The organism is Prosthecobacter sp. (genome assembly GCF_044232965.1).
GTDB lineage: Bacteria > Verrucomicrobiota > Verrucomicrobiia > Verrucomicrobiales > Verrucomicrobiaceae > Prosthecobacter.
On the sequence record NZ_JBIIKX010000001.1, the window covers coordinates 38,013 to 59,814 of the forward strand.

Here is a 21,802-nt window from a genome sequence, read left to right on the forward strand (position 1 = left end):
CAAGAGTTTGTCTGGAAACGGCAAGTGGTGGATAGAAGGTTTGGTGACGCTTCCGCGTAAGCCTTTCAAACCGACTTTCCTTATGACCCGTTTCGCCCCAATTTTGCTCCCGCTGGCGCTGACCGCCGCTGCGGAGGAGCCGCTCAGCTTCAACCGCGACATCCGCCCGATCCTCTCGGAGAACTGCTTCGCGTGCCACGGCTTCGATTCGAAGAAGCGCGAGGCCGAGCTGCGGCTCGACACGCCGGAAGGTGCTTACACGGCGAAGGACGGCGCGTTTCCGATCAAGCCGGGCGATCTGGCGAAGAGCGAGGTCTGGCAGCGCATCATCACGACGGACGAGGATGACCTCATGCCGCCGCCGAAGTCGCACAAGAAGCTCACGCAGAAGCAGAAGGACACGCTCAAGCTCTGGATCGAGCAAGGCGCGCCGTATCAGAAGCACTGGGCGTTTGAGAAGCCCGTTTCGAGTTCCAAGTTTCAAGTTTCAGGTTCCAAGTCAGGCATCTTGAAACATGAAACTTTGGAACTTGAAACGACTTCTACCATCGACGCCTTCCTGCTAGATCGTCTCACCAAGGACAAGCTCGCCTTCGCGGACGAAGCGGACAAAGAGACGCTCATCCGCCGCGTGTCGTTCACGCTCACCGGTCTGCCACCGACGCTGGCGGAGGTGGATGCCTATTTAAAAAACGGTAACTACGAGGCGATGGTGGACCGCTACATGAAGTCGCCGCGCTTTGGCGAGGAGATGGCGCGGCATTGGCTGGATGTGGCGCGCTACGCGGACACGCACGGCCTGCATCTCGACAACGAGCGCAACATGTGGGCCTACCGCGACTGGGTGGTACGGGCCTTCAATGAGAACCTGCCTTTCGATCAATTCACCGTGTGGCAGATCGCGGGCGACCAACTCCCGAATGCCACGCGCGATCAACTCATCGCCACTGGCTTCTCGCGCTGCAATGTGACCACCAGTGAAGGCGGTGCGATCGATGAGGAATACCGCCATCTCTACGCCGTGGACCGCGCGGCCACGCTCACCACGGCCTGGCTGGGCCTGACGGGCGGCTGTGCGCAGTGTCACGATCACAAATACGATCCGCTGACCACGGCGGAGTTTTACTCGCTCTACGCCTTCTTCTACAGCAGCGCCGATCCGCCGATGGACAAAAACATCAACACCACGGAGCCCTACCTGCGCCTGCCGACGCCGGATCAGCAAAAAGCGCTCGATGCAGCCACTGCGGCCGAAAGCACCACAGTGAAGGCTCTCGATGCCGCGGCGCAAAAAGCCGTCTTCGCGGAAAAAGCGGCTGCAGAGGCTCAAAGCATCACGCAGGTCATCTTTGACGATGTTTTCGCCTACGGCGCGGAAACGCGAAACACCACCCGCAATGCCAGCGCCTGGCTGAATGAGCCCGCGTTCGGCGCAAAAGCCGGCCAACGCGTGCTGCAGCTCAGCAACGGCCAGTTCAGCGAGGAAAACATCACGCCCACGCTCACGCCCGTCGTGCTCGGCGACTCGCCACGCTTCAGCGTCTGGGTGCGGCTCGATCCGCTGAACACGCCGCGCACGGTGAGCGTCGAGCTGAACAACAAACGCGTCGTCTGGGGCGATGGCAGCGTCTTCGATGGCACCGCGTATGCGCAGGAAGGCGATGTGGTCGTCGGGCCGCTGCCCAAACGCGGCGAGTGGACGCAGCTTAGCTTTGATCCAGTCGCCGTGCTCGGCTTCAAACCGGGCACGCGCATCAATGTCGTCAGCATGCAGCAATTTGGCGGCACCGCGGTGTTTGATCGCTGCGAGGTCAGCGGCCAGTCACGTCCCGACAAGCATGCGCTGACTTCCTTTGCCACTTGGTGGAAGCTCATGAGCGGCGCGAAGAAAAATCCGCCCGAGCTGCCTGCCGCGCTCGCCAAAACGCTCGCCACCGCGCCGGAGAAGGTCACGGACGCGAAGCAGCGCGAGGCCTTGCTGCGCTTCTACCTCGCCCGCATCGCACAGCCGGTGAATGACGACCTCGCGAAGCATCGCGCGGCCTGGCAAAACGCGCTCGCGGCCCGTTCTGCGGCCGATCTGGCCATTCCGGGCACCTTCATCTTCCGTGATGAAGAAAAGCCGCGGGACACCTTCATCGCCATGCGTGGTGCCTACAACAAACTCGGCGACAAGGTCGAGCCCACCACGCCCGCTGCCTTTCATCCGCTGAAAAAATCCGGTGCTCGCGCCACGCGACTCGATCTCGCGCAGTGGCTCGTGGCCGCTGAAAACCCGATGACGGCCCGCGTGACGGTGAATCGCTTCTGGCAGCAAGTTTTAGGCATCGGTTTGGTGAAGACGAGCCACGATTTCGGCTCCCAGGGCGAGCCTCCGAGCCATCCGGAGTTGCTCGATCATCTCGCAGTCACGTTTCAAAAGAGCGGCTGGAATGTGAAACAGCTCCTCAAGCAGTTTTTGATGACGAAAGCCTTCAAACAGGCCTCAGGGATTCCTGATTCAAGATTCCTGAATCCTGATTCGGCTTCCTATTCAGAGGGATTCAGGAATCAGGAATCTAAAATCAGGAATGACCCGGAAAATCGTCTGCTCGCCCGCGGGCCGCGTGTGCGGCTCGATGCCGAGCAGATCCGCGACAACGCGCTTTTCGTCAGCGGCCTCATCAATCTCGAAATGGGAGGTCGCGGCGTGCGCACCTACCAGCCGCCGAACATCTGGGAACCCGTCGGCTACGGCGACAGCAACACGCGCTACTACCTGCCAGACCACGGTCCTGCGCTCTACCGCCGCAGCCTTTACAGCTTCCTCAAGCGCACCGCCCCACCGCCCTTCATGAGCAACTTCGACGCGCCGAACCGCGAGCAAAGCTGCACCCGCCGCGAACGCAGCAACACGCCGATGCAAGCCCTCCAGCTCATGAACGACGTCCAGCACTTCGAAGCCGCGAGAGCCCTCGCTGAACGCGTGATCGCCGAAGGTGGCCAAGACGACGAAAAACGCCTCCACTGGCTCTTCCGCACCGTTTTGAGCCGTAAACCGGACTCGAAGGAGTTTTCGATGCTCACCGCCGCTTTGACGAAACAACGCGAACTCTACCAAAAAGACCCCAAAGCCGCCGAGAAGGCCATTTCAGTCGGCGAATCGACTCCAAAGAAGATCGCCGCACCTGCTGAGACTGCTGCGTGGACCTTGATCGCGAATTTGGTGCTCAACCTCGATGAAACTGTCACCCGCAACTGAGCGCATGAATTCTAAGCCCCTCTTTCTAGCGCTCAGCTTGGCTTTGATGGTCAGTTGTTCATATCGCCGTGATGTCACCGACCATGCTTGCTTTAGAAATATAGCCCAAATGCGGCTGGAGACGGCTAAGCCTCTTCGACTCTATGGCGCTGGTTATGATTTGGTTAAGGCTGGTGATTGTTATGACCTGACGTCCGTTGATAAGGGGAAGAAATACTTGATTGGAATTGTACCTCCGGGTTCATCTGTCTCGAACCAACGAATTATCGAGTATCATGACATCGGCATCACTTGGAAGGAGCTGTCGGGAGACCTGAAATTCAAAGAAAAGATATACCCATTCAGCCATCATCTTGGAACCCATGTTTATCCTGACAAATGGAAGTCCATGTTTGAGCTGTTTAGACCAGCGGACGGGCAAACTTGGAACTCGAAACCTGAAACTTGAAACACTTTTCCCCCATGAACCCTCTTTTCGAATCCAATCTCCTCCAAACCCGCCGTCAGTTCTTCGGGCACAGCGGACTGCGCCTTGGAGGTCTCGGTTTGACGTATGCGATGGGCCGGGAGGCTTTTGCGGCTTCCAAAACGCAGGTGCATGAGCCGTTGCCGGGGCTGCCGCACTTTGCGGCGAAGGCGAAGGCGGTCATTTATCTGCACATGAATGGCGGGCCGTCGCAGCTCGATACTTGGGATTACAAGCCGGGCCTGCAGCAGTGGTATGACAAGGATTTGCCGCCGAGCGTGCAGGGCGGTCAGCGACTGACGGGCATGACGAGCAAGCAGGCGCGTTTTCCGGTGGCACCGAGCCTTTTCAAGTTCGCGCAGCATGGGCAGTGCGGGCGCTGGGTGAGCGAGTTGCTGCCGCACACGGCGAAGCACGTTGATGACATCGCTTTGATCAAGACGGTGCACACGAACGCGATCAACCACGACCCCGCGTGCACGTTTGTGATGACCGGACGCGAGGTGCCGGGCTTTGCGAGCCTCGGCTCGTGGCTGGCCTACGGTCTCGGCAGCGAGAGCAATGATCTGCCGGCCTTTGTGGTGCTGACGCCGACGTGGAGCGCAAAGGCGATGGCGCAGGCGCTTTTCACCCGCATGTGGAGCAGCGGCTTTTTGCCGAGCCAGTTCAGCGGCGTGGCACTGCGTGCCGTGGGCGATCCGGTGCTCTACATTCAGAATCCAGATGGCGTCTCGCCGGCCAATCGTCGCGCGATGCTCGACACGCTGGCGCAGATGAATGCGCACAGCTTTGAGAAGTTCGGCGATCCGGAGATCCAGGCGCGCATCTCGCAGTATGAGATGGCCTTCCGCATGCAGACGAGCGTGCCGGAGCTCGTCGATCTGAAATCCGAGAGCCAGGCCACGCTCGACATGTATGGCCCCGAGGTGCAAAAGCCGGGCACTTTTGCCGCCAGCGCCCTCCTCGCGCGTCGTCTCGTCGAGCGCGGCACGCGCGTGGTGCAGGTGCTGCATCGCGGCTGGGACCAGCACGGCAATTTGCCGAGCGACATCCGCCTCCAATGCCGCGACACCGACCAGCCCATCGGCGCTCTTTTGACCGATCTGAAACAGCGCGGCCTGCTCGACAGCACGCTCGTCATCTGGGGCGGTGAGTTTGGCCGCACGGTCTATTCGCAGGGCGGTCTCTCAGAGACGAACTACGGTCGCGATCATCATCCGCGAAATTTCTGCATGTGGATGGCCGGCGGCGGCATCAAAGGCGGCACCAGCTACGGCGAGAGCGATGACTTCAGCTACAACATCGCCACCGACCCCGCGCACCTGAACGACATCAACGCCACGATCCTCAACCAGTGCGGCATCGACCACGAGCGCCTCAGCTACAAATTCCAAGGCCTCGACGCGCGCCTCACCGGCGTGCTGCCGCAGCATCCGATCAAGGAAATCATCGGGTAACCGGGGTGCCTGCCCATTTTGCCAAGGCAACTTGGTTCGTCTCTTGCTTCGGTGCCAAAACTACCGTTTGAGCGCCAGCCGCATCCGTGTATGAAGCCCGCCCCCGGAAATTTCTGGAAACCCCTCTTGAAAAATCCCAATTAATTAGCAAAACTTAAATAATCTATTCTCATGGACGAACTCAACATCGCACGCATCATCGGACGCGAAATCATCGACTCACGCGGCAACCCCACAGTTGAAGTGGATGTGTACATCGAAGGCGGTGCCATGGGCCGTGCGGCAGTCCCCAGCGGTGCCAGCACCGGCGAACACGAAGCCCTTGAACTGCGCGATGGCGACAAGAAGCGCTTCCTCGGCAAGGGCGTGCTCAAGGCCGTCGATGCCGTGAACAATGAACTCGCTGACGCCCTCATCGGCGCTGACGCCGCAGACCAGGTCGGCATCGACAAGGCCATGCTCGAAGTCGATGGCACGAAGACCAAGTCCAAGTGCGGTGCGAACGCCATCCTCGGCGTTTCCCTGGCCGTTGCCAAGGCTGCTGCGGCCACTCTTGGCGTGCCGTTCTACAAATACATCGGCGGCCCGAACGCCAAGGTGCTTCCCGTGCCGATGATGAACATCATCAATGGCGGCGCGCATTCCGATGCCCCGATCGACTTCCAGGAGTTCATGATCATGCCGAAGGGTGCTCCGACCTTCTCCGAAGCGTTGCGCTACGGTGCCGAGATCTTCCACTCGCTGAAGAAAATCCTGCACGATCTCGGTCTGAGCACCGCCGTCGGTGACGAAGGCGGCTTTGCCCCGACGCTGAAGAGCGCCGACCACGCCCTCGAAGTCATCGCCCAGGCCGTGGACAAGGCTGGCTACAAACTCGGTGAGGACATCTTCATCGCTCTCGACGTGGCCTCCTCCGAGTTCTTCGACAAGGCCAAGAACAAGTATGTCTTCAAGAAGTCCGACAAGTCCGAGCGCAGCGCCGCCGAACTCGTGGCCTACTACGCCGAGCTGAAGAAGAAGTTCCCGATCATCTCCATCGAAGACGGCTGTGCCGAAGGCGACTGGGCTGGCTGGGACATCATCACGAAGGAGATGGGTGCCACCACCCAACTCGTCGGCGACGATCTTTTCGTCACCAACGTTGAATTCCTCCAGAAGGGCATCGACCTGGGCGTGGCGAACTCCATTCTCGTGAAGGTGAACCAGATCGGTTCTCTCACCGAGACTCTGGACGCTGTCGATCTCGCCCACCGTCATGGTTACACCGCCGTCATGAGCCATCGCTCCGGTGAAACCGAAGATTACACCATCGCCGACCTCGCCGTCGCCACGAACTGCGGCCAGATCAAGACTGGCTCCATGAGCCGCAGCGACCGTATCGCGAAGTACAACCAGCTCCTGCGCATCGAGCAGGAACTCGGTGAAAACGCCATCTTCGGTGGCCGCATGAAAGTCTAAACGCCGATGAACTACCGTGAACTGCGCGCATCCGAACCCCAGGGCACCTGGGAGACCTGGATGCGCGCCGTTCTCAAGGTGGCGCGGTTCGTTCTGCTGCTGCTCACCATTCCCGTGGTTTATGTCCTGTGTGACAATCCCATGGACAAGCAGGCCGCCATGCGCGGCAAGCTCGAACAGCTCCAGGCCGAGCGCGACGTGCTGAAAAGCGACCGCGACAAGCTCCTGCGACGCATGGAGTGGATCAAAAACGACAACGCCTACCTCGAAATGGCCGCCCGTGACCGCCTGCACCTGCAAAAGGAAGGCGAGTATATCCTGCGGTTTGAGTGAGGGGTGTTTTTTTCGTCCGCCGGACTTGGCAGACGCGCGTGGCACCTCTTGAGTGCCACGCATCATGCCGGACGATGATTTGAAACAAGCCGCCCAACTGCACCGCCGCTGGCGTGGCATCGGCCCGGTGTTATTCGCTATTTTTTACAGCCTGTTCTTTGCCGCTCATTTGAAGCTGGAGAAGACGGCGTTGTATTTGAAGGATGATGTGGTGCTGTCCGCGAACACGGCGGCTTTTTTCACCGATCTGACCTCGGAACCGGCGCGGGCGGGTGTGCGTGGCTCAGGGCAGGGGAGCGCCTTCTTGCTGTTGCATCATCATCCGGCACGGGTGCTGGCTGTTTTATGGCTGCTGTTTTCTGACAGCCCCGGTGCCGCTGCCAAGCATGCGGTGGCGGCCATGACATCTGCCGCCGGAGCGCTTATCGTGGTGCTGCTTTACCTCACGCTCATGTGCTGTGGCGTGGCGCGTCTGCGGGCGGTGTTATTTGCCAGCGTGCTTGGGGTCTCCACGGCGGCTGGTTTGTTCGCGGCGCTGCCGCTGCCGCAGATTTTTAGCGCCCTGGGACTCATGGCGGCGCTGGCTGCTGTGGCGCGTGGGCGGGCGGCCTTCTGGTGGGAGTTTCCAGCAGCGGCGTTTTATGCGTGTTGTTGCTCGCTGTGGAATGTCATTCCCATGCTGCTGCTGGTGCTAGTGGGCGCGGTGCGGAATAGTCGTGCGGGTGGCAGCGTGCGGCCACTGTTCAGCGGCCTCATCAGCGCAGTGCTGCTCCTGCTGGTGACGCTGGGGGCCATGAAACTCCAAAGCTGGGCCTATCCGGGCAGTGGAGCCGTTTCACCTGCCGCAGTGCTGCGTGAGTCGGTGGGAACGCTGAATCAGGCCTCGCGACAAGTCGTTGATGTCCCTTGGGCGGCCCGGATGCAGGATGTCTTGTTCGCCAACGTGATCGCTCCGACAGTTTCGACGGTTGAGTCAGATCGCCGCACGGTCACGCTCGCCGAAGGGCGCTGGCTGGAAATGGACGTGCAGCATGGCATCGGCGCGGTCTGGCTCATGTTGTTGATCCTGGGCTTCATCGGCCTGCCTTGGGCGATGAGATCGAGCGCAACTGCCGTGGCGGCGCTCTTGCTTGGCGGCTGGCTGGTGCTGTTTTATGGTGCGCTTGAAGCGCCGGGTGAGCGCCTGCTTCACTCGGCCCTGTGGACGCCTGCGGTTATCGCACTCGTGGGTCTGGGCGTTGAGCAGCCGTTGCGACGCTGGTCCTGGCTGCAATGGCCGGTCATGGCGGCGCTTGGCGTGTTTCTCGTGCTGCAAGCCGGACACAACGGCCTTTTCATTGCCGAGATCGCCAAACGGATCGCGCTTTAGCCGAAGGCCGGCAGCAGCGCACCGACCACCAGTACAATCAGCAGCGCCAGGGCGACCCACCACCAGACATTTGAGGTGAGCGCTTGTTTGGAACTCTTGCCGCCAAATTCCCGCGCGACGAAGTCCTCGTAATCGAACTCGTCATCCGGCAGATCCAGGCCGTCGGCGTCGGTGTTGCCGCTCCAGCCGGATTTTTCACAGGCCCCGCAGTCATCGCAGGCGGCGGCTCCGCGTCTCACCCATTCGCCGCAGGCTGGGCACTGGCCGGGAGGCTTGAACCGACCGCTCATGGCGCGGTCGCGGGCAGGCGGACCAAGGGTGCCTCACTGGCATGATGTCGCGAATCCGAAACCTCCAGCCGATGAAACGCGCTCGTGTCCACCAGGCCGCCGAGATTGAGCAGCGGCATCCAGCCGGCCTGCCGCGAGGACATGGCGTCTGGTCCGCGGCGCAGCGGGGTGAGCATGATCAGCACCGTCGCGAGGGTGACTGCGGCGGCGAGAAACTGGCTCCTCGTGATGGGGCGCTGCCGTTTCATAAAGTGCGGCTATCATTTAACTTTTGTGAAATATTGTCAACAACGTCTCTGCATCCGCCTTTTTGCTTGTTTTGGGCCTTTTTCCCGCCAGCGGTGGGCCGTGTGATTTGGATTTTGACCGCCGGTTATGGCGATGGACACAACACTGCGGCGCGTTCCGTGGCAGAGGCGCTGACGCGTCTGTGTCCCGGCGAGGCCATCGAGATGACGGATCTGCTCGACGAGGCCATGCCCCGCACCGCCGCCGTGACGAAGGCTCTCTACCAGCAGGCCATCACGCATTTCCCCGCCGCCTGGCGCGTTACTTATGAGCTAATGGGCAAACGCAGCGTCACCGGGCCGGACTCCGTCTGGCAGACCGGGCTGTTGAACCATCTCAAAAAGCGCCTCAACGAAAAGCAGCCGCGCCTCATCGTCAGCACCTACCCGCTTTACGCCGTGCTGCTGGAGGCGTTGGCGCGAAAGCAGCCCGTGCCGCCGCTCTGCACCGTCATCACCGACTCCATCAGCGTGAACCGCATCTGGGTCATGTCCGGCAGCGATTTGTTTTGTGTGGCCGATGACGAGACGAAGAAGGTTGTCACCGATTTTGGCGTGCCGGAGTCGAAAATTCGCGTCACTGGCTTCCCTGTCAGCCTGGCCTTCACCGAGCCGTTGCCAGAGCAGCCGCCGCAGACAGCGGCGCGCATTCTTTACCTGCCCTCCACCACTGGGCGGCATGTGCGGGCAACGTTGGAGGCGCTGAGGCCGCAACTGCTGGCTGGAACCAAGCTCACGCTGCCCGTGGGCAAGCACGCCTCACGCCTGCATCACATCCTGCGCCGCTTCACCGATTCACTGCCTCCCGAGACCGTGGAAATCATCGGCTGGACGAAGCGCATCCCTGAATTCCTTCGCACGCACGATGTTGTCATCTGCAAGGCCGGCGGCGCCATCTTGCACGAGGTGCTCGCGGCCAAAATCCCCGCCGTCATCGACTATGTCGTGCCCGGCCAGGAGGAAGGGAATGCCGAGTTGCTCACGAAGATCGACGGCGGTGTCGTCACCCGCACACCGCAGGAGACCGCCGCCGCCGTGGAGAGCATCCTCACCAACAACGATGCCGTCGGCCGCCGCATGCGTTCCAGCATGGCCAAGCTCAGCGTGCCAGATGCCGCGCTGCGCACCGCCCGTGCGGCGCTCGCCGTCGCGAAATCCTGAGCCCATGCACGTTCAGCCGCCCGTCTCCGTTGTCTGCGCCATCATCGTGCGTGGGGATCGGGTGCTTCTCGCCCAACGTCCGCCGGACAAAAAACTCGGCGGGCTGTGGGAGTTTCCCGGCGGCAAGGTCGAGCGTGGCGAGAGCGCCGAGACCGCGCTGCATCGTGAATTGAGTGAGGAACTCGGCTGCGAGGTGCGCATTCTTCAAACCCTGTCTGCGGTGACGCATGAATATCCGTGGTGCATTGTCGAAATGGTCCCCTTTGTCTGCGAACTCACCGCCGACAGCCCAGAACCGCATCCACATGAGCACACCGGCCTCGTCTGGGTGGAGCGCCCGCAGTTGGCAGGTTATCCGCTCGCTCCGGCGGATGTGCCGCTGCTCACGTTTTTGGCTTAGCGGCTGCGCGCTTCGGCTTGCCCCACGCGCCACGTTGTGCCGCCCTGGCTTCTTTTTCCAAGCTACGCAACCGTGCTTCAAAATCGAACTCACGCTGCCCGTCTGGCATCAGCGTGCCTTTCGTGTGGATGCGGCACAGGCCCGCCTTCACCAGTTTTGCCGCCAAGTCCTCGCCATCCTCGAACAAGACCACCGCATACACACGCTCGCTGTCATACACACGCTCCCAGCGCGTCTGCACCGTGAAGCGTTGCTCGCGCAGCCGTGTTTCGGTGAAGGTCTTCGCCTCCTGGCCCACGTTCAGCGTCTGCGGGATGCTCAGGCCGCCGAAATAGCCCCCTTGATCCTTCAAACGGCCCTCCACCAGCTTGTACTGCCGCTTCTCCGGGCAATCGACAAAGTACAGCCGCAGCACCTGCTCTCCGCCGTCATGCGCCATCCTGAAACTGTCGCCATCGTTGTTGGCATCATCCACGAGACGGGCGTTGGTGAGCGTTACGAAGTGTCCGTCCGGCTCCGGTGTTGGCGCTGCCGGTTTGTCACGAAAGTGATCCCACAACTGCAACACCACCACGAGCGTCCACACCAGCGCCCAGAGGTTTCTCGAAAGGTTCGAGCGCGTCCGTTTCATGTCCCACGCTGATTGCCAAACAGGTCGATGTGCAGTCGCGGTGTGTAGCGCCAGCCGGTCTGCTTGCAGACTTCCACCAGCCACGCCTGCCGCAAGCGCAGCACCTCGGGCTTGATGCCCTCCGGCATCAGCAGAATCTTCTCCGGCGGCACAGGCACGCCCATCGACTCCACCACCCTGCGTACCTCCTCGACATCCGCCTCGGTGGCGACGACGAACTTGAGCTGAAAATCATACGTCGAGCACCACGCCCGCAAAACCTCAGGCTGAAGCCGCAGACGCTCATGTTTCTCCACCCACGCCTTGCCCGCCAAGGCCTCATCCGGTGTCGAATGCGCCAGCTTCGGGCTGATCGAGGCCAGATCACAGGCCACACCCTCCGGCGCGATGGTTCCCGCCGTTTCAATGGTGATGTGCTTGCCGCCCTCACGCAGCTTTGCCAGCAGGTGCGGCATTTCCTTCGCCACCATCGGCTCCCCGCCCGTCACTACGACAAACCGTGTCGGACACGCCTCCACAGCATCGAGAATGGCCTCCACGCTCATCTCCGTGCCTTCCGGCTTCCAGGATGCATACGGCGTGTCGCACCACCCGCAGCGCAGATTGCACCCCGAAGTCCGCACAAACACCGACGGCACGCCCACCAGCGTCCCTTCGCCCTGCACGGAGTAAAAAATCTCGGAGATCAGCATGGAGCTTTCCACTCTGCCGCGTGGCGGGCAAAAGCAAGCGCCGCACGCTTCAGCGCCTCGTCAATGTCGGCCTGGGTGTGGGCGAGGCTGATGAACCAGAGGCCGCGTTCGATGGCGCGGACGCCTTCTTCGAGGAGGAAACGGCGCAGATGCGCCCAACGCGGGGCGTCCTGGCGGCGCACATAGTCGCGGTAGCTCGTGATCGGGCCGTTTTCCGCACCCGGCTTGAGCATGGCGGCGTGGAAGACCAGGCCGGGGCCTTGCGGCTGGAGCGGGATGTTGTGTTGCGCGGCCAGTTTGGACAGGCCAGCCATCAACTGCTCGCCGAGGGCGATGACTCCGGCCGGATGCTTGTCGCCAAGCGCGATGACTTCATCCAGGCACCACTTCGCGGCGGCGAGGCAGAGCGGATTGGCGTTCAAGGTGCCGGCATGCACGACCTCGCCGCTGATGATCTTGGCAAAGAACTTTTCTTTGCCAACGAGCGCCGCGAAGGGTACGCCGCCGCCCACGGCCTTGCCGAGGATGGTCAGATCCGGTATGAAGCCGTAATGCGTTTGAGCGCAGCCAGCGCCGAAGCGGAAGCCGGTGATGGTTTCATCAGCGATCATGACGATGCCGTTTTCATCGCACAGTTCGCGGATGGTCGAGAACATGCCGGGCGCGGCAGGCATGCAACCGGTGTTGCAGAGCACCGGCTCAAAGATGATCGCGGCGATCTGGCCGTGATGTTCTTTGACGCGCTGGCGCAGGTGCTCAGGATCATTCCAGCGGGCCACGACGAAAGTGTTCAGCACCTCGGGAATGACACCCTGGCTCGGATGCAGCCGCGTGGGGTCGTCCTCGCTGCCCCATTTGTCTGGCGGCGGGGCAAAGCCGACGAGTCCTTCATCCGCCCAGCCATGGTAATGCCCTTCAAACTTCAGAACGAGCGGCCGGCCGGTGTGCGCACGCGCCAGGCGCAGCGCGGCCAGCACCACCTCGGTGGCGCTGTTGTTGAAGCGTACCCGCTCGGCTCCCGGGATCATTTTTTGCAGCCGCTCGGCCACGTCGATCTCCAGCTCGCTCTGCGCGGCCCAGTGCGTGCCTTTGTGCGCCTGTTTGGCGATGGCGTCGGCCATGCCTTTTGGGGCGTGACCGTAAAGAATGGCCCCCTGGCCGATCTGGAAGTCGATGTACTCATTGCCATCGACATCAAACAGCCGCGAGCCGCTGCCGTGGTCGAAATACAGCGGCACGGGAGCCTCCATCTTGCGGATGCCGCTGTTCACGCCGGCGGCGATGCTGCGCTGGGCGCGGGCGAAGAGTTCGGCGGACTTGGGGAAGGTGTAGGGCATGGCCGTGGGAGGGAATCAGTGGATGGGCGAGCTGTCATAGATCACCACGCGATCCCAGAACGTCTTGCACGCGTCAACGAAGCGTAAATGCTTGGGGCACTCTTTCTGGTAGAACACATGATCCGCCATGTTTTTGAAGTGCAGCGTCAGCGAGTAGCTGAACGAGTGGTCCGTGACGGGACGCTTCTCCGTGTCCGCCGGTTTGCCGACGAAGGCGTGCTCCAGGTAATCAATTTCCAGCAGGTGCATGAGCTCCGTCTCGAAAGTGGAGCGTTGTTCGGCGGTGAGGTCGGCGTTGAGCCAGAAATAGACGTTATGAATCATGGTGGCGGATTGCTACGCGTTCGAACCTCGTGTGCAATCGCCAAAACGCTGGTTCCGCCTTTGGACCAGCGGCCTGCGCCACAGGGAAATCACCCCAGACACGAGATTCTTGCTAACCAGACGGGTTTGGCCACGTTTAGGTGGATGAAGACGACTTCATGGCCTCTCAGGTCTTCTCGTTTTCAAACCCCGCTCAACGGACGATGGCCCCACTGGGAACGACTGAAAGTCCGCGTTGCAAGCCCTCACTAACAATGCAAACCTAGTACCATCATGAACACCCCTCATATTCTTGCCGCATTCGGCCCTCTCGGCACGCCCGAGCTGATCATCATTGCCATCCTCATTCTCGTGCTGTTTGGCGCGAAAAAACTGCCCACCTTTGCCCGCAGTCTGGGCAAGAGCATGGGCGAGTTCAAAAAGGCCAAGGACGAGTTCGAAAAAGAACTGCACAGCGCCCAGGAAGAAGCCGAGCGCCCGCAGATCCAGGCTCCGCAGGAAAAGCGCCAGCCGGTGGCCAGCGTTCAGGATTCCTAACCTTGCGGCTTTCGCAGGCATGACAATGCCCCTTTCATTCCTACGGCGGGTCTTCGGACCCGCCGTTTTCTTTGTCGCAGCGGCGCTGCTTTCCGCCGCAGAGCCGGAGCGTCTCACGTTCTGCTCCTACAATCTCAAGAACTGGCTCACGATGGACCGGTTCGACCCGCAGACTTACAAGACGCTGCCCGCGTCTCCCAAGCCCGAGGACGAACGTCAGCGCGTGGTGAAAATCCTCACCGCCATCAAGCCGGACATCCTCGGTGTTTGTGAAATCGGCACTGCTGACGATCTAGCTGATCTGCAAAAGCGCCTCAAGACCGCCGGGATCGACCTGCCGCACACCGAACTGGCCCATGGTGGCGATGAGACACGCCGTCTGGCGATTCTCTCCCGTCTGCCGATCAAACGGCGCAACTCCCAGACCGATCTCAAATACCAGCTCGGTGCGCAGACGCTGCCGTTTCAGCGCGGTATCTTGCATGTGACGATTCCAATCACACCGACCTTCGATCTGCACTGCGTGGGCGTGCATTTGAAGTCGAAGCGTGAGGTTGCTGAGGCTGATCAGGCGCAGATGCGCCGCAACGAGGCGCGGCTGCTGCGCAAGCACCTCGACACCCTCTTCACCCAGGAACCCGGCGCCCGCATTCTGGCCTATGGCGACTTCAACGAGCATCGCAATGAACCTGCCATTTCCGACATCATCGGCAGCCCGCGCACCAGCGACACCGCCATGCAGGACGTTTGGCTGAAGGACAAAGACGGAGAGGGGTGGACGCACTTCTGGGACGCTGCGGACACCTATTCGCGGCTCGACTACTGCTTCGCCAGCCGCCTGCTGCGTCCGCACATCGACTACAGCCGGTGTTTCATCTACTCCGCGCGTGATTTCGACAAAGCCAGCGATCACCGTCCTTTGGTGCTCAAGATCAGCCCGGAGCCGATTTTGAAGAAGGACGATTAGCGCCGGAGCTGCCGCTTTTGATTCGACGTGTTGCAGCTTGGCGCTGGTCGCAAAGGCGGCTATGATCGTATCGAAGATTATGCTGGAAGCCGCAGGCCCATTGTCTCGATTCAAGTGTCTCCTGGGGACGCTGGTGGTGGCATTGGCTCTGCAAGCCCCGGCTCAGACGGTGAGCAAACCGTGGGCGGAGCGGGAGACGCGGCTTGCGAACGAGTATCTCTCCCTCCTGGTGCAGCAGCCGGAATACGGCCGTGTGCTAGACCTGCTGTGGACGTTGTATGAGAAGCATGACTCGACGAGGCTGCTGGTGGATAACGTCTCGCAGCAGGCGTCGGCATCGAAGCATCCGGCGGTTTTGCTGGTGCATGGGCATCTGCTGCGGCGCAGCGGTGATCTCGCGGCGGCAGCGGGGAAGTATGACGAGGTGTTGAAGGCGGAGCCAGCCAACGTGTTTGCGCTGCGCAGCCGGGCGGATGTGGCGATGGAACAGAAACAGCCGGAGGCGGCCATCGTGCTGCTCAAACGGCTTGCACAGGCTGACAAAAGCGCCGGGACGTGGATTGAGATCGGCAATCTGGCGCTGGGCAGCGGCAATAACGCGGAGGCGGCCGAGGCTTGGGAAACGGCGGCGCGTTTGCAGCCGGAGGATTTCGCGCTGGCGCGGCAGGTGGCGCAGTTGCTCCTTCAGGCGGGATTTCCCGAGCGCGCGGCGAGTTTCTTTGCCAAACTGGCCGATCAAAAAGACCCGCAGCGCAAACTGGACGCGCTCTACGATCTGGCTCGGATTTACGAGCATGCCGACCAGTTTGCGCAGGCGGACAAGGCGCTCAAAGACGGTCTGGCGTTGCTGCATTTCCGCGACGGGCGTTATCTCGACTTTTTCCGTCGGCGGGTGCGTCTGCATGAGCGGTTTGGGATGCTGGAGGATTTGCAAAAGGCGCTGGTGGTGGCGGCGAAGGTCGCGCCGCCCTCGGAACAGGCGTTGTCCGACGCGATGCGCTTTTTCGAGATCACGGTGGATGTGGATGAGCAAGTGAGATGGCTGCGTGAGCTCGTCAAAGCGGTGCCTCAGGTGGAGGATTACCGCTGGGCGCTTGTGCGGGCGCTGCTGGACCACGAAGGCGCGGCCGAGGCGGCGAAACTGATGGATGAGCGGCTGAAAAACGACGGCAGCGACTTGTCGGCCATCGTGCTGCTGCGCTGCGAGGCCGATCTGCGCGGTGGTGACTCGGACAGCGCGGTGAAACGCCTCGTCCAACTTCTCGACACCCAAAACAGCACGGATGTGGAGAAGCAGGTGCTGGTGTTTGCGCAGACACGGGCGCTGGACGCGGTGATCGAAAAAATCCTGCGTTCTCGTGTGGCGCGTGATCCGCAAAAAGCGGAGGCGGTGTTCGAACTCGCGGCCTTTTTCCGTGCCCGGCGGGATGTGGCGGCGGAGGACAAGCTGCTGCGTGAGTTTACCAGCGGCGCGGGGACGGTGGAGGAACGGCAGAAGCGCTTGAGCGATGCCTCGGCCTTCCTCGCCGCGAGCAACAACATCGATAGCGCGATCATCCTGGCCCGCGAGGCAGTCTCCAAACCCGGAGCGGGTCGTGACGCCTGGCTGCGCCTCGCTGAACTGCTGGCAGAGCAGGGGGATAACGACGAGGCGGCGGAATGGGTGGAAAAGGCCTGGCAGGCGAGCACCACAGACGAGGAGCGTGTGGACGTGGATGAGCGGCTGCTATCGATTTTGATGGGGGATCAGAAAACCGAGGCCAAACCGGCCAGCAATGGCGATTTCAAGCTGCCGGACGCGTTCACGGGATCTGGTTTCGCGAGTGATGAGGGGGAGGGGCCTCCACGTGAGAAGCTGTCCGAGCATGTGCTGGATTTTGCGCGGAAAAGGATCGCCGCAGTGAAGAGCGACAGTTCTAAATCGAAGGATCCAACAGCCAACGTGTTTCGTGGTTTTTGGTGGGCGCTGCGGACCAATCAATTCGATCAAGCCTATGAATTGTTGAAGGCGCTGGAGTTTGATCCAGTGACGGGCCGGGACCGGCCGGTGTCGCTGGTGGTGGAGCAGTTGAAGCTGGACCTGGCGCAGGCCGACGAGAATTTCGCGCTGATGGAGCGGCAGTTGCGCCGCCTTTCGGAACTGGATGTCGCGGGCCGTGTGCGCTACACGCTGAGGCTGGCGGAGCTGCTGATGGAGACGGAGCGCCGGGCGGATGTGGAGCGGGACAGTCCGGGGTGGAAGAGCAACACGCCGCTGCCACCACCGGGCGTGGAGGCGGCGCGGCTGCTGGAAAGTGTGTACCGTGAGTTTCCAGAGTCCGGGCAGCTTCTCTCGGCACTGACGCAGATTTATTTCCTGCAACGTCGCGCGGAAGACGCGCTCACGCTTTGGAAGCAGGCGGTGAAACGTGTGGAAGGACCGGCGGCGATGCCGCTGCTGGAAAATTACGCTGACATCCTGCTGCGGCAGCACCGCATCGCGGAGCATGTGGAGGTGCAGGCGCAGATCATCGAGCGTGAGACGGATGTGAAGCGCCGTCGCGAGGTGCTGCGCCGCTGCATCGACCGTTTGACGTTTTCCGACGCCAGCGGCGGCGAGCTGGCTCCCACGGTGGCGCGTGACCGCCTGAAACTGCTGGAGCGCGCGCTGCTGTCGCGTGTGCAGCGTCATCCGTTCGATGGCTTTTATCATGAGGCGCTGGCGCAGGTGTTTGAGCGTGGCGGCGAGCATGCCAAGGCGTTTGCGAGCATGAAGCAGGCGTATTACACCGCGCCGGACACGCCGTTCTCGCTGGATCAACTGCGCGATGCAGCGCTGAAGGTATCAGACTTGAAAGCGGCGATCTATTTCCAAAAACAGATCGCGGCCACAGCGCCGCCGAAGGAGATCGCGGCAGAGTCGCGCCGGCTGGTGGAACTGCTGGAGCAGACGTTTCAAATCACCGAGGCAGATCGTGTGAGGCGTAGGCTGGAGAGCCGTTTCTCGCAGGACGTGTCTGCGCTGGCGGAGCTGGCGAAGTATTATCAAACCACCGGGCAGGACGAGGCGGAACGGCGTGTTTACGAGCAGATGGCGCGGGTGCAGTCATGGGATGGCCGCGCACGTCTCAGGCTGGCGCTGAAATGCTTGCGCTTCGCGGATGAGACGGAGGCGGAAAAGCATCTGGCGGCGGTGCTGGCGGCTCCGGCCAAGGCGGGCACTTATGCGGTGAAAGGTGTGCGTGCCCCATTGCCGCTGACAGACACGCGCCGCAGCACTGGCGGTGTGACCACGGGCGATCTTGTGCCGTTGCTGGACTTCGCCCCCGGCCTGGAGCGCAAGGAAATGGACACGCTGCGCGCCTTCCTGGGCCAGCCACGCGCTGAATTTGCCGAGCTGCCGGAGGACACGGCGCTGGTGCGGCTGCGTGCGATCGAGGAGCTGGCAAAACTGCGCCACAGCCAGGGCGGCGCGGCTTTGAGCGCCTGGATCAAGCAATGGAGCGGTGATGTGAAGGCGGGCGACGTGGAGAAACTTTGGGCGCTGTATTATGCGGGTGCAGGCGTGGAGTTTCGCGCTGTGTTGAAGAAAGTTTTGCCGGACGTGAGCACGCTTGAGGCGAGATTTTGCCAGGTGTGGCTGACCATGCGCAGCCATGGCATGAGCGAAGTGACACAGTGGGCGGGCGAGAAGGGCTGGCTGCCGGAGGTGATGAAAGCCCGCGCTGAACTGCTGCATGCCTGCGCCTCGATGCTGGTGGATGTGACGGACTTCCGCTTTCTCACGGAGGATCTGCGAGTGCTGGGGGATTCGCGTGTGCTGCGGAATGCGGCGGTCATCGAGCTGACACGCAAGCTGCAGGACAAGCAGCGCTACGACGAGGCGCTGGCGCTGGGAGAGAGCCTGCCGCGTCATTCGCCGGAGATGGACTACTCGCTGTTCCTCGCTCGCATCGCAGAAAGCGCGGAACGCTGGGAGCTGGCGCGGAAATATTTGGAAGACGCGGTGAACGGAGCGGTGGCGGCGGAGGGGTATCGTTCCACTTATGATCCCTACCTGCTGAGCCTGGCCGCCCTGAGCCGCATGGCTGCTTCCGAGCAGCAGCGTGAGGAGGCATTGCGCACGGCCTGGCGTCGTTTGCAACGCACGCGGCCTTCCGCCATGACCTTGATCCGTCAGTCGGCCATCACCGGGCTGGCCGGCGCGGAGCAGCAGGGCGCGGAAGCGCTTGGGCGTTTTCTGGCCGGACCGTTCATCGCGCAGCGTGAGATGACGGAATCACGCGGCAGTTTGATTCCTCAGGGCTCCTCGCGCTATGAGGAGCCGCTGCATCAGCGCAGCTTGTGGGAGGAAACGCGGGAAATTCAGGCGCTGCTGGTGCAGCAGGGGATGGGAGGCGTGGTGCGTGCTTCGAATGATCAAATCGCCTCGCGTCATGGCACCTCCATGCTGGGGCCGCGCTCGGACTCGGAGTTCGGCGAGTGGCGCATCACGGAGCTGCTGTCACGGCTGCGCACGGCGGATTATCCGACACGCCTGCGCATGATCCGCGAGCATCTGGCGGCGGTGGATTTTCGCACGGAGCATTCGGTGGACACGCTGGGAAACCTCGGCAGCCGGCTGGAGTCCGTCGGCATGGCGCGTGAGGCCATCAGCATCTACCGTCAGCTTCCGCCGCGCGCGCCGTCGAATCCCGAATACGCGCAGTGGCTGCTGCGTGTGAGTGAGACCGCCATGGAGATCGAGCCTGGGCGGAGCTTTGCGTTGCAACTGCTCCTGGCCGAGGCGCCGCTCAAGCCGCCGGCGCTGGGAGATGACACGCTGCGTGAGAAACACGCCATGTTCCTGGCCTGGGACTTCAATCTCGACGAGCTGCGCCGTCTGGGCTTCCGCGAAAAATTCACACAAGTGCTGGAGCGCCGCCGCCCGCATGAGGTCTCCTATCTGCGCGAGCTGGGGTTGCTAAATGAGCGCATGAAGGACGACAAGGCCGCGCTCTCCGCCTGGGATCGCCTGCATGCCTCTTACGTCGCGAACGATCAGGCGGGCACGGATCTTGACATCGAGGCGGGCCTGCATCGCGGTCAGATTTTGCAGCGCCTTGGCCAGCCGCAGGCCGCTTTGAAAATCCTGCGCGAGGTGCCGCTGGCGGAGCCGCTGGAACCGGTGGCCCAGGAGGTGCTGAAGCTGCGCTGCCAGATCGCCACCGCCACGGCGGACGTGAATGAGACGCGAGAGCTGATGTCGCTGTGTGTCGAGCGTAAATCACTGCCCTGCGTGGTGGCGCTGGCGGGCGGACTGCGGGCGAAAGACCGCGCTGCCGAGGCGCTGAGCCTGCTCACGCAGGCGGACCGCACGCTCAAAGGAGACCATGAACGTTTCACGCTGCGGCTGGAGCAGCTCAAGGTGCTGGCCAATGATCCCGCCTGGACGCCCGAGCGTGGTCGAGCGCAAGTTTCCGCGTTGTTCCGAGTCACGACGCGGGATCGCGACCTGCTCAAGGATCTGCACGCCTGGCTGCAAAGTCAGGCGGATGGCAGGCATGCGGCGGGATGGGTGAAGATTCTGCGCGCCGAGTCACGCGCTGGCGCGGATCGCCCTCTGGCGGCGCTGGCACTGAGCGCTTTCACCAAGAGCCTCTCTTCGGAGGCGCAGCGTGATTTCATCTCCGCATGGCAGAAGGCCGAGGAGAAAGACCGCTTGTGCATCGAGCTCAGCGCGGAGGCCATGCTGGCCGGCGGCCGTGCGAACTGGGCCTGGGATGCCTGCCAGCTCATCGCGGGCATCCCCACGCTGCGTGAGCAGGGCCGCAAGCTGCCGCTCTCCGTGCGCGTGGCCCATGCCTTGAACGACGAGGCCGCGGTGAGCGAGCTGTTCACTGAAACGTTGCGTCTGGCCTTTCCTGGCGGAGCCCAAACCACCGAGTGGGCGCGCGCGTTGGAGGACACCGGCCACGCCGGGCTCGCGCGTGAGTTGTTCGACGCCGCGCTGAAGCGCCTGGAGGGCACCACCACCTTGCAGCCCGAGCTGTATGCCGCCTACGCGCGGTTTCTCATCCGCCAGCGCGAGTTTGAGGCCGCCGAGGCCTTCCTCATGCGCATGAGCTGGGTGATGCCCGCCGAGTCGGCAAAACTCGTCTTTGAACTCCATCAAAGCTGGGGCAGACTCGCGGGCATCGAGCAGGAGGTGGCCAAGTTCCGCCTGCCCGGCGCGGTGCGCAAAGAGGTGCTCTTTCTCACCCGCCAGGCTGTCTCGTCTTCCACGCTCCAACCATGAAACAACTGCTGTCATTGACGATCTGCGCCTCGGCAGGCTTCATGCTGTGCCAGTGCTCCGGCCCGGAGAAGAAATCCAAGAAGACCACGGAGATGAGCCTGGAGCAGCGCGCCGTGCGCAAGCCGGACGACTCCCAGCGCAGCCAGTATGAGAAGTACATCACCGACCCCAAGATGTCGAAGGGCGGCGCTGGAACATATTTCCAGAAGCAGATGCACCACTCGAAGAACTTCAACGGCGCCAACTCGTATGCCGGGCAGAAGCAATTCAAGACCAGCCAGAACTGGTTTGGCAAATCGCGTTCCCAAGCCGCAGACATGACTTATTCACTCGGCGACCGGCAGTCCCGCATGGGTGGGGATGCCTTCAAGGCCGATCAGTCGCGCTTCGGCAGCCAGCAGGCGCGTGAGGGCTCTTCCTCCTTCCGCGGCTCCGGCGATGTCTTCAAAACCGATTCCGCTCTCTCTCGTTCCCAGTCCAGGCCAAAACAGCCAAATATCATCGGCAATCTTGAAGCCACCTCGACCACCGACGGTGCCTACACCGAAGATCAGGTGCGGAGTCTGCTGCAACGCTGAGCGTTGGCAAAAAGACCG

General features: G+C 61.9%; 18 protein-coding genes. 12 read left to right on the forward strand and 6 right to left on the reverse strand.

What is annotated here, in order from left to right:
- The first annotated feature begins 82 nt into the window (after window positions 1-82).
- The 6 genes from ACILSI_RS00190 (at window position 83) to ACILSI_RS00215 (ending at window position 8,324) form a co-directional block, all read left to right on the forward strand.
- Window positions 83-3,241, forward strand: coding sequence for a PSD1 and planctomycete cytochrome C domain-containing protein (locus ACILSI_RS00190; protein WP_395719806.1), 3,159 nt, complete (start codon window positions 83-85; stop codon window positions 3,239-3,241).
- Window positions 3,219-3,689 carry a hypothetical protein gene (locus ACILSI_RS00195; RefSeq protein WP_395719807.1) on the forward strand — a complete coding sequence of 157 codons (471 nt, stop codon included), beginning with the start codon at window positions 3,219-3,221 and terminating at the stop codon, window positions 3,687-3,689. Before ACILSI_RS00190 ends, ACILSI_RS00195 begins: the two co-directional genes overlap by 23 nt.
- 14 nt (window positions 3,690-3,703) lie before the next feature.
- Entirely contained in the window at window positions 3,704-5,164 is a 1,461-nt protein-coding gene (locus ACILSI_RS00200) for a DUF1501 domain-containing protein (protein ID WP_395719808.1), read from the forward strand.
- A gap of 171 nt (window positions 5,165-5,335) precedes the next feature.
- Window positions 5,336-6,622 (forward strand): phosphopyruvate hydratase, encoded by a 1,287-nt coding sequence (eno, locus tag ACILSI_RS00205; RefSeq protein ID WP_395719809.1) that lies wholly within the window; start codon window positions 5,336-5,338, stop codon window positions 6,620-6,622.
- 6 nt (window positions 6,623-6,628) lie between these two features.
- The gene (locus tag ACILSI_RS00210) at window positions 6,629-6,955 is read left to right on the forward strand and encodes a septum formation initiator family protein (protein WP_395719810.1); all 327 of its coding nucleotides are present in this window, start codon (window positions 6,629-6,631) and stop codon (window positions 6,953-6,955) included.
- 64 nt (window positions 6,956-7,019) lie between these two features.
- Window positions 7,020-8,324: a hypothetical protein gene (locus ACILSI_RS00215; RefSeq protein ID WP_395719811.1), complete on the forward strand. Its 1,305-nt coding sequence runs from the start codon at window positions 7,020-7,022 to the stop codon at window positions 8,322-8,324.
- Here ACILSI_RS00215 and ACILSI_RS00220 read toward each other — a convergent pair.
- Entirely contained in the window at window positions 8,321-8,614 is a 294-nt protein-coding gene (locus ACILSI_RS00220; RefSeq protein ID WP_395719812.1) for a hypothetical protein, read from the reverse strand. The two genes, ACILSI_RS00215 and ACILSI_RS00220, sit on opposite strands and share 4 nt — an antisense overlap.
- The gene (locus tag ACILSI_RS00225) at window positions 8,611-8,862 is read right to left on the reverse strand and encodes a hypothetical protein (RefSeq protein WP_395719813.1); all 252 of its coding nucleotides are present in this window, start codon (window positions 8,860-8,862) and stop codon (window positions 8,611-8,613) included. Before ACILSI_RS00225 ends, ACILSI_RS00220 begins: the two co-directional genes overlap by 4 nt.
- A 66-nt stretch (window positions 8,863-8,928) precedes the next feature.
- Here ACILSI_RS00225 and ACILSI_RS00230 point away from each other — a divergent pair, with 66 nt between their 5' ends.
- Together ACILSI_RS00230 and ACILSI_RS00235 are read left to right on the forward strand one after the other, a co-directional pair.
- Window positions 8,929-10,062, forward strand: coding sequence for a hypothetical protein (locus ACILSI_RS00230; protein ID WP_395719814.1), 1,134 nt, complete (start codon window positions 8,929-8,931; stop codon window positions 10,060-10,062).
- Between the two features lie 4 nt (window positions 10,063-10,066).
- Window positions 10,067-10,462 (forward strand): (deoxy)nucleoside triphosphate pyrophosphohydrolase, encoded by a 396-nt coding sequence (locus ACILSI_RS00235; RefSeq protein ID WP_395719815.1) that lies wholly within the window; start codon window positions 10,067-10,069, stop codon window positions 10,460-10,462.
- Here the strand turns inward: ACILSI_RS00235 and ACILSI_RS00240 are convergent.
- Genes ACILSI_RS00240 through ACILSI_RS00255 form a run of 4 tightly spaced genes read right to left on the reverse strand, consistent with a single transcriptional unit; the run spans window position 10,446 to window position 13,446 of the window.
- Window positions 10,446-11,093 (reverse strand): thermonuclease family protein, encoded by a 648-nt coding sequence (locus ACILSI_RS00240; protein WP_395719816.1) that lies wholly within the window; start codon window positions 11,091-11,093, stop codon window positions 10,446-10,448. The genes ACILSI_RS00235 and ACILSI_RS00240 overlap by 17 nt on opposite strands.
- Window positions 11,090-11,785 carry a 7-carboxy-7-deazaguanine synthase QueE gene (locus ACILSI_RS00245; protein WP_395719817.1) on the reverse strand — a complete coding sequence of 232 codons (696 nt, stop codon included), beginning with the start codon at window positions 11,783-11,785 and terminating at the stop codon, window positions 11,090-11,092. The genes ACILSI_RS00240 and ACILSI_RS00245 overlap by 4 nt, the downstream gene beginning before the upstream one ends.
- The gene (locus tag ACILSI_RS00250; RefSeq protein WP_395719818.1) at window positions 11,779-13,122 is read right to left on the reverse strand and encodes an aspartate aminotransferase family protein; all 1,344 of its coding nucleotides are present in this window, start codon (window positions 13,120-13,122) and stop codon (window positions 11,779-11,781) included. The genes ACILSI_RS00245 and ACILSI_RS00250 overlap by 7 nt, the downstream gene beginning before the upstream one ends.
- Window positions 13,123-13,137: 15 nt before the next feature.
- Window positions 13,138-13,446, reverse strand: a complete 309-nt coding sequence (locus ACILSI_RS00255) for a Dabb family protein (RefSeq protein ID WP_395719819.1) — start codon at window positions 13,444-13,446, stop codon at window positions 13,138-13,140.
- Window positions 13,447-13,719: 273 nt separating this feature from the next.
- On the opposite strand from ACILSI_RS00255, the gene ACILSI_RS00260 reads away from it, so the two are divergent.
- The 4 genes from ACILSI_RS00260 to ACILSI_RS00275 all read left to right on the forward strand — a co-directional run bounded on the left by ACILSI_RS00260 (window position 13,720) and on the right by ACILSI_RS00275 (window position 21,784).
- Complete coding sequence (locus tag ACILSI_RS00260) at window positions 13,720-13,983, forward strand: twin-arginine translocase TatA/TatE family subunit (RefSeq protein ID WP_395719820.1); 264 nt, start codon at window positions 13,720-13,722, stop codon at window positions 13,981-13,983.
- 25 nt (window positions 13,984-14,008) lie between these two features.
- Entirely contained in the window at window positions 14,009-14,950 is a 942-nt protein-coding gene (locus tag ACILSI_RS00265; RefSeq protein ID WP_395719821.1) for an endonuclease/exonuclease/phosphatase family protein, read from the forward strand.
- Window positions 14,951-15,029: 79 nt separating this feature from the next.
- On the forward strand, window positions 15,030-21,206 hold the full coding sequence (locus ACILSI_RS00270; protein WP_395719822.1) for a tetratricopeptide repeat protein: 6,177 nt from the start codon (window positions 15,030-15,032) through the stop codon (window positions 21,204-21,206).
- Entirely contained in the window at window positions 21,203-21,784 is a 582-nt protein-coding gene (locus ACILSI_RS00275) for a hypothetical protein (protein WP_395719823.1), read from the forward strand. The genes ACILSI_RS00270 and ACILSI_RS00275 overlap by 4 nt, the downstream gene beginning before the upstream one ends.
- Window positions 21,785-21,802 lie beyond the last annotated feature (18 nt).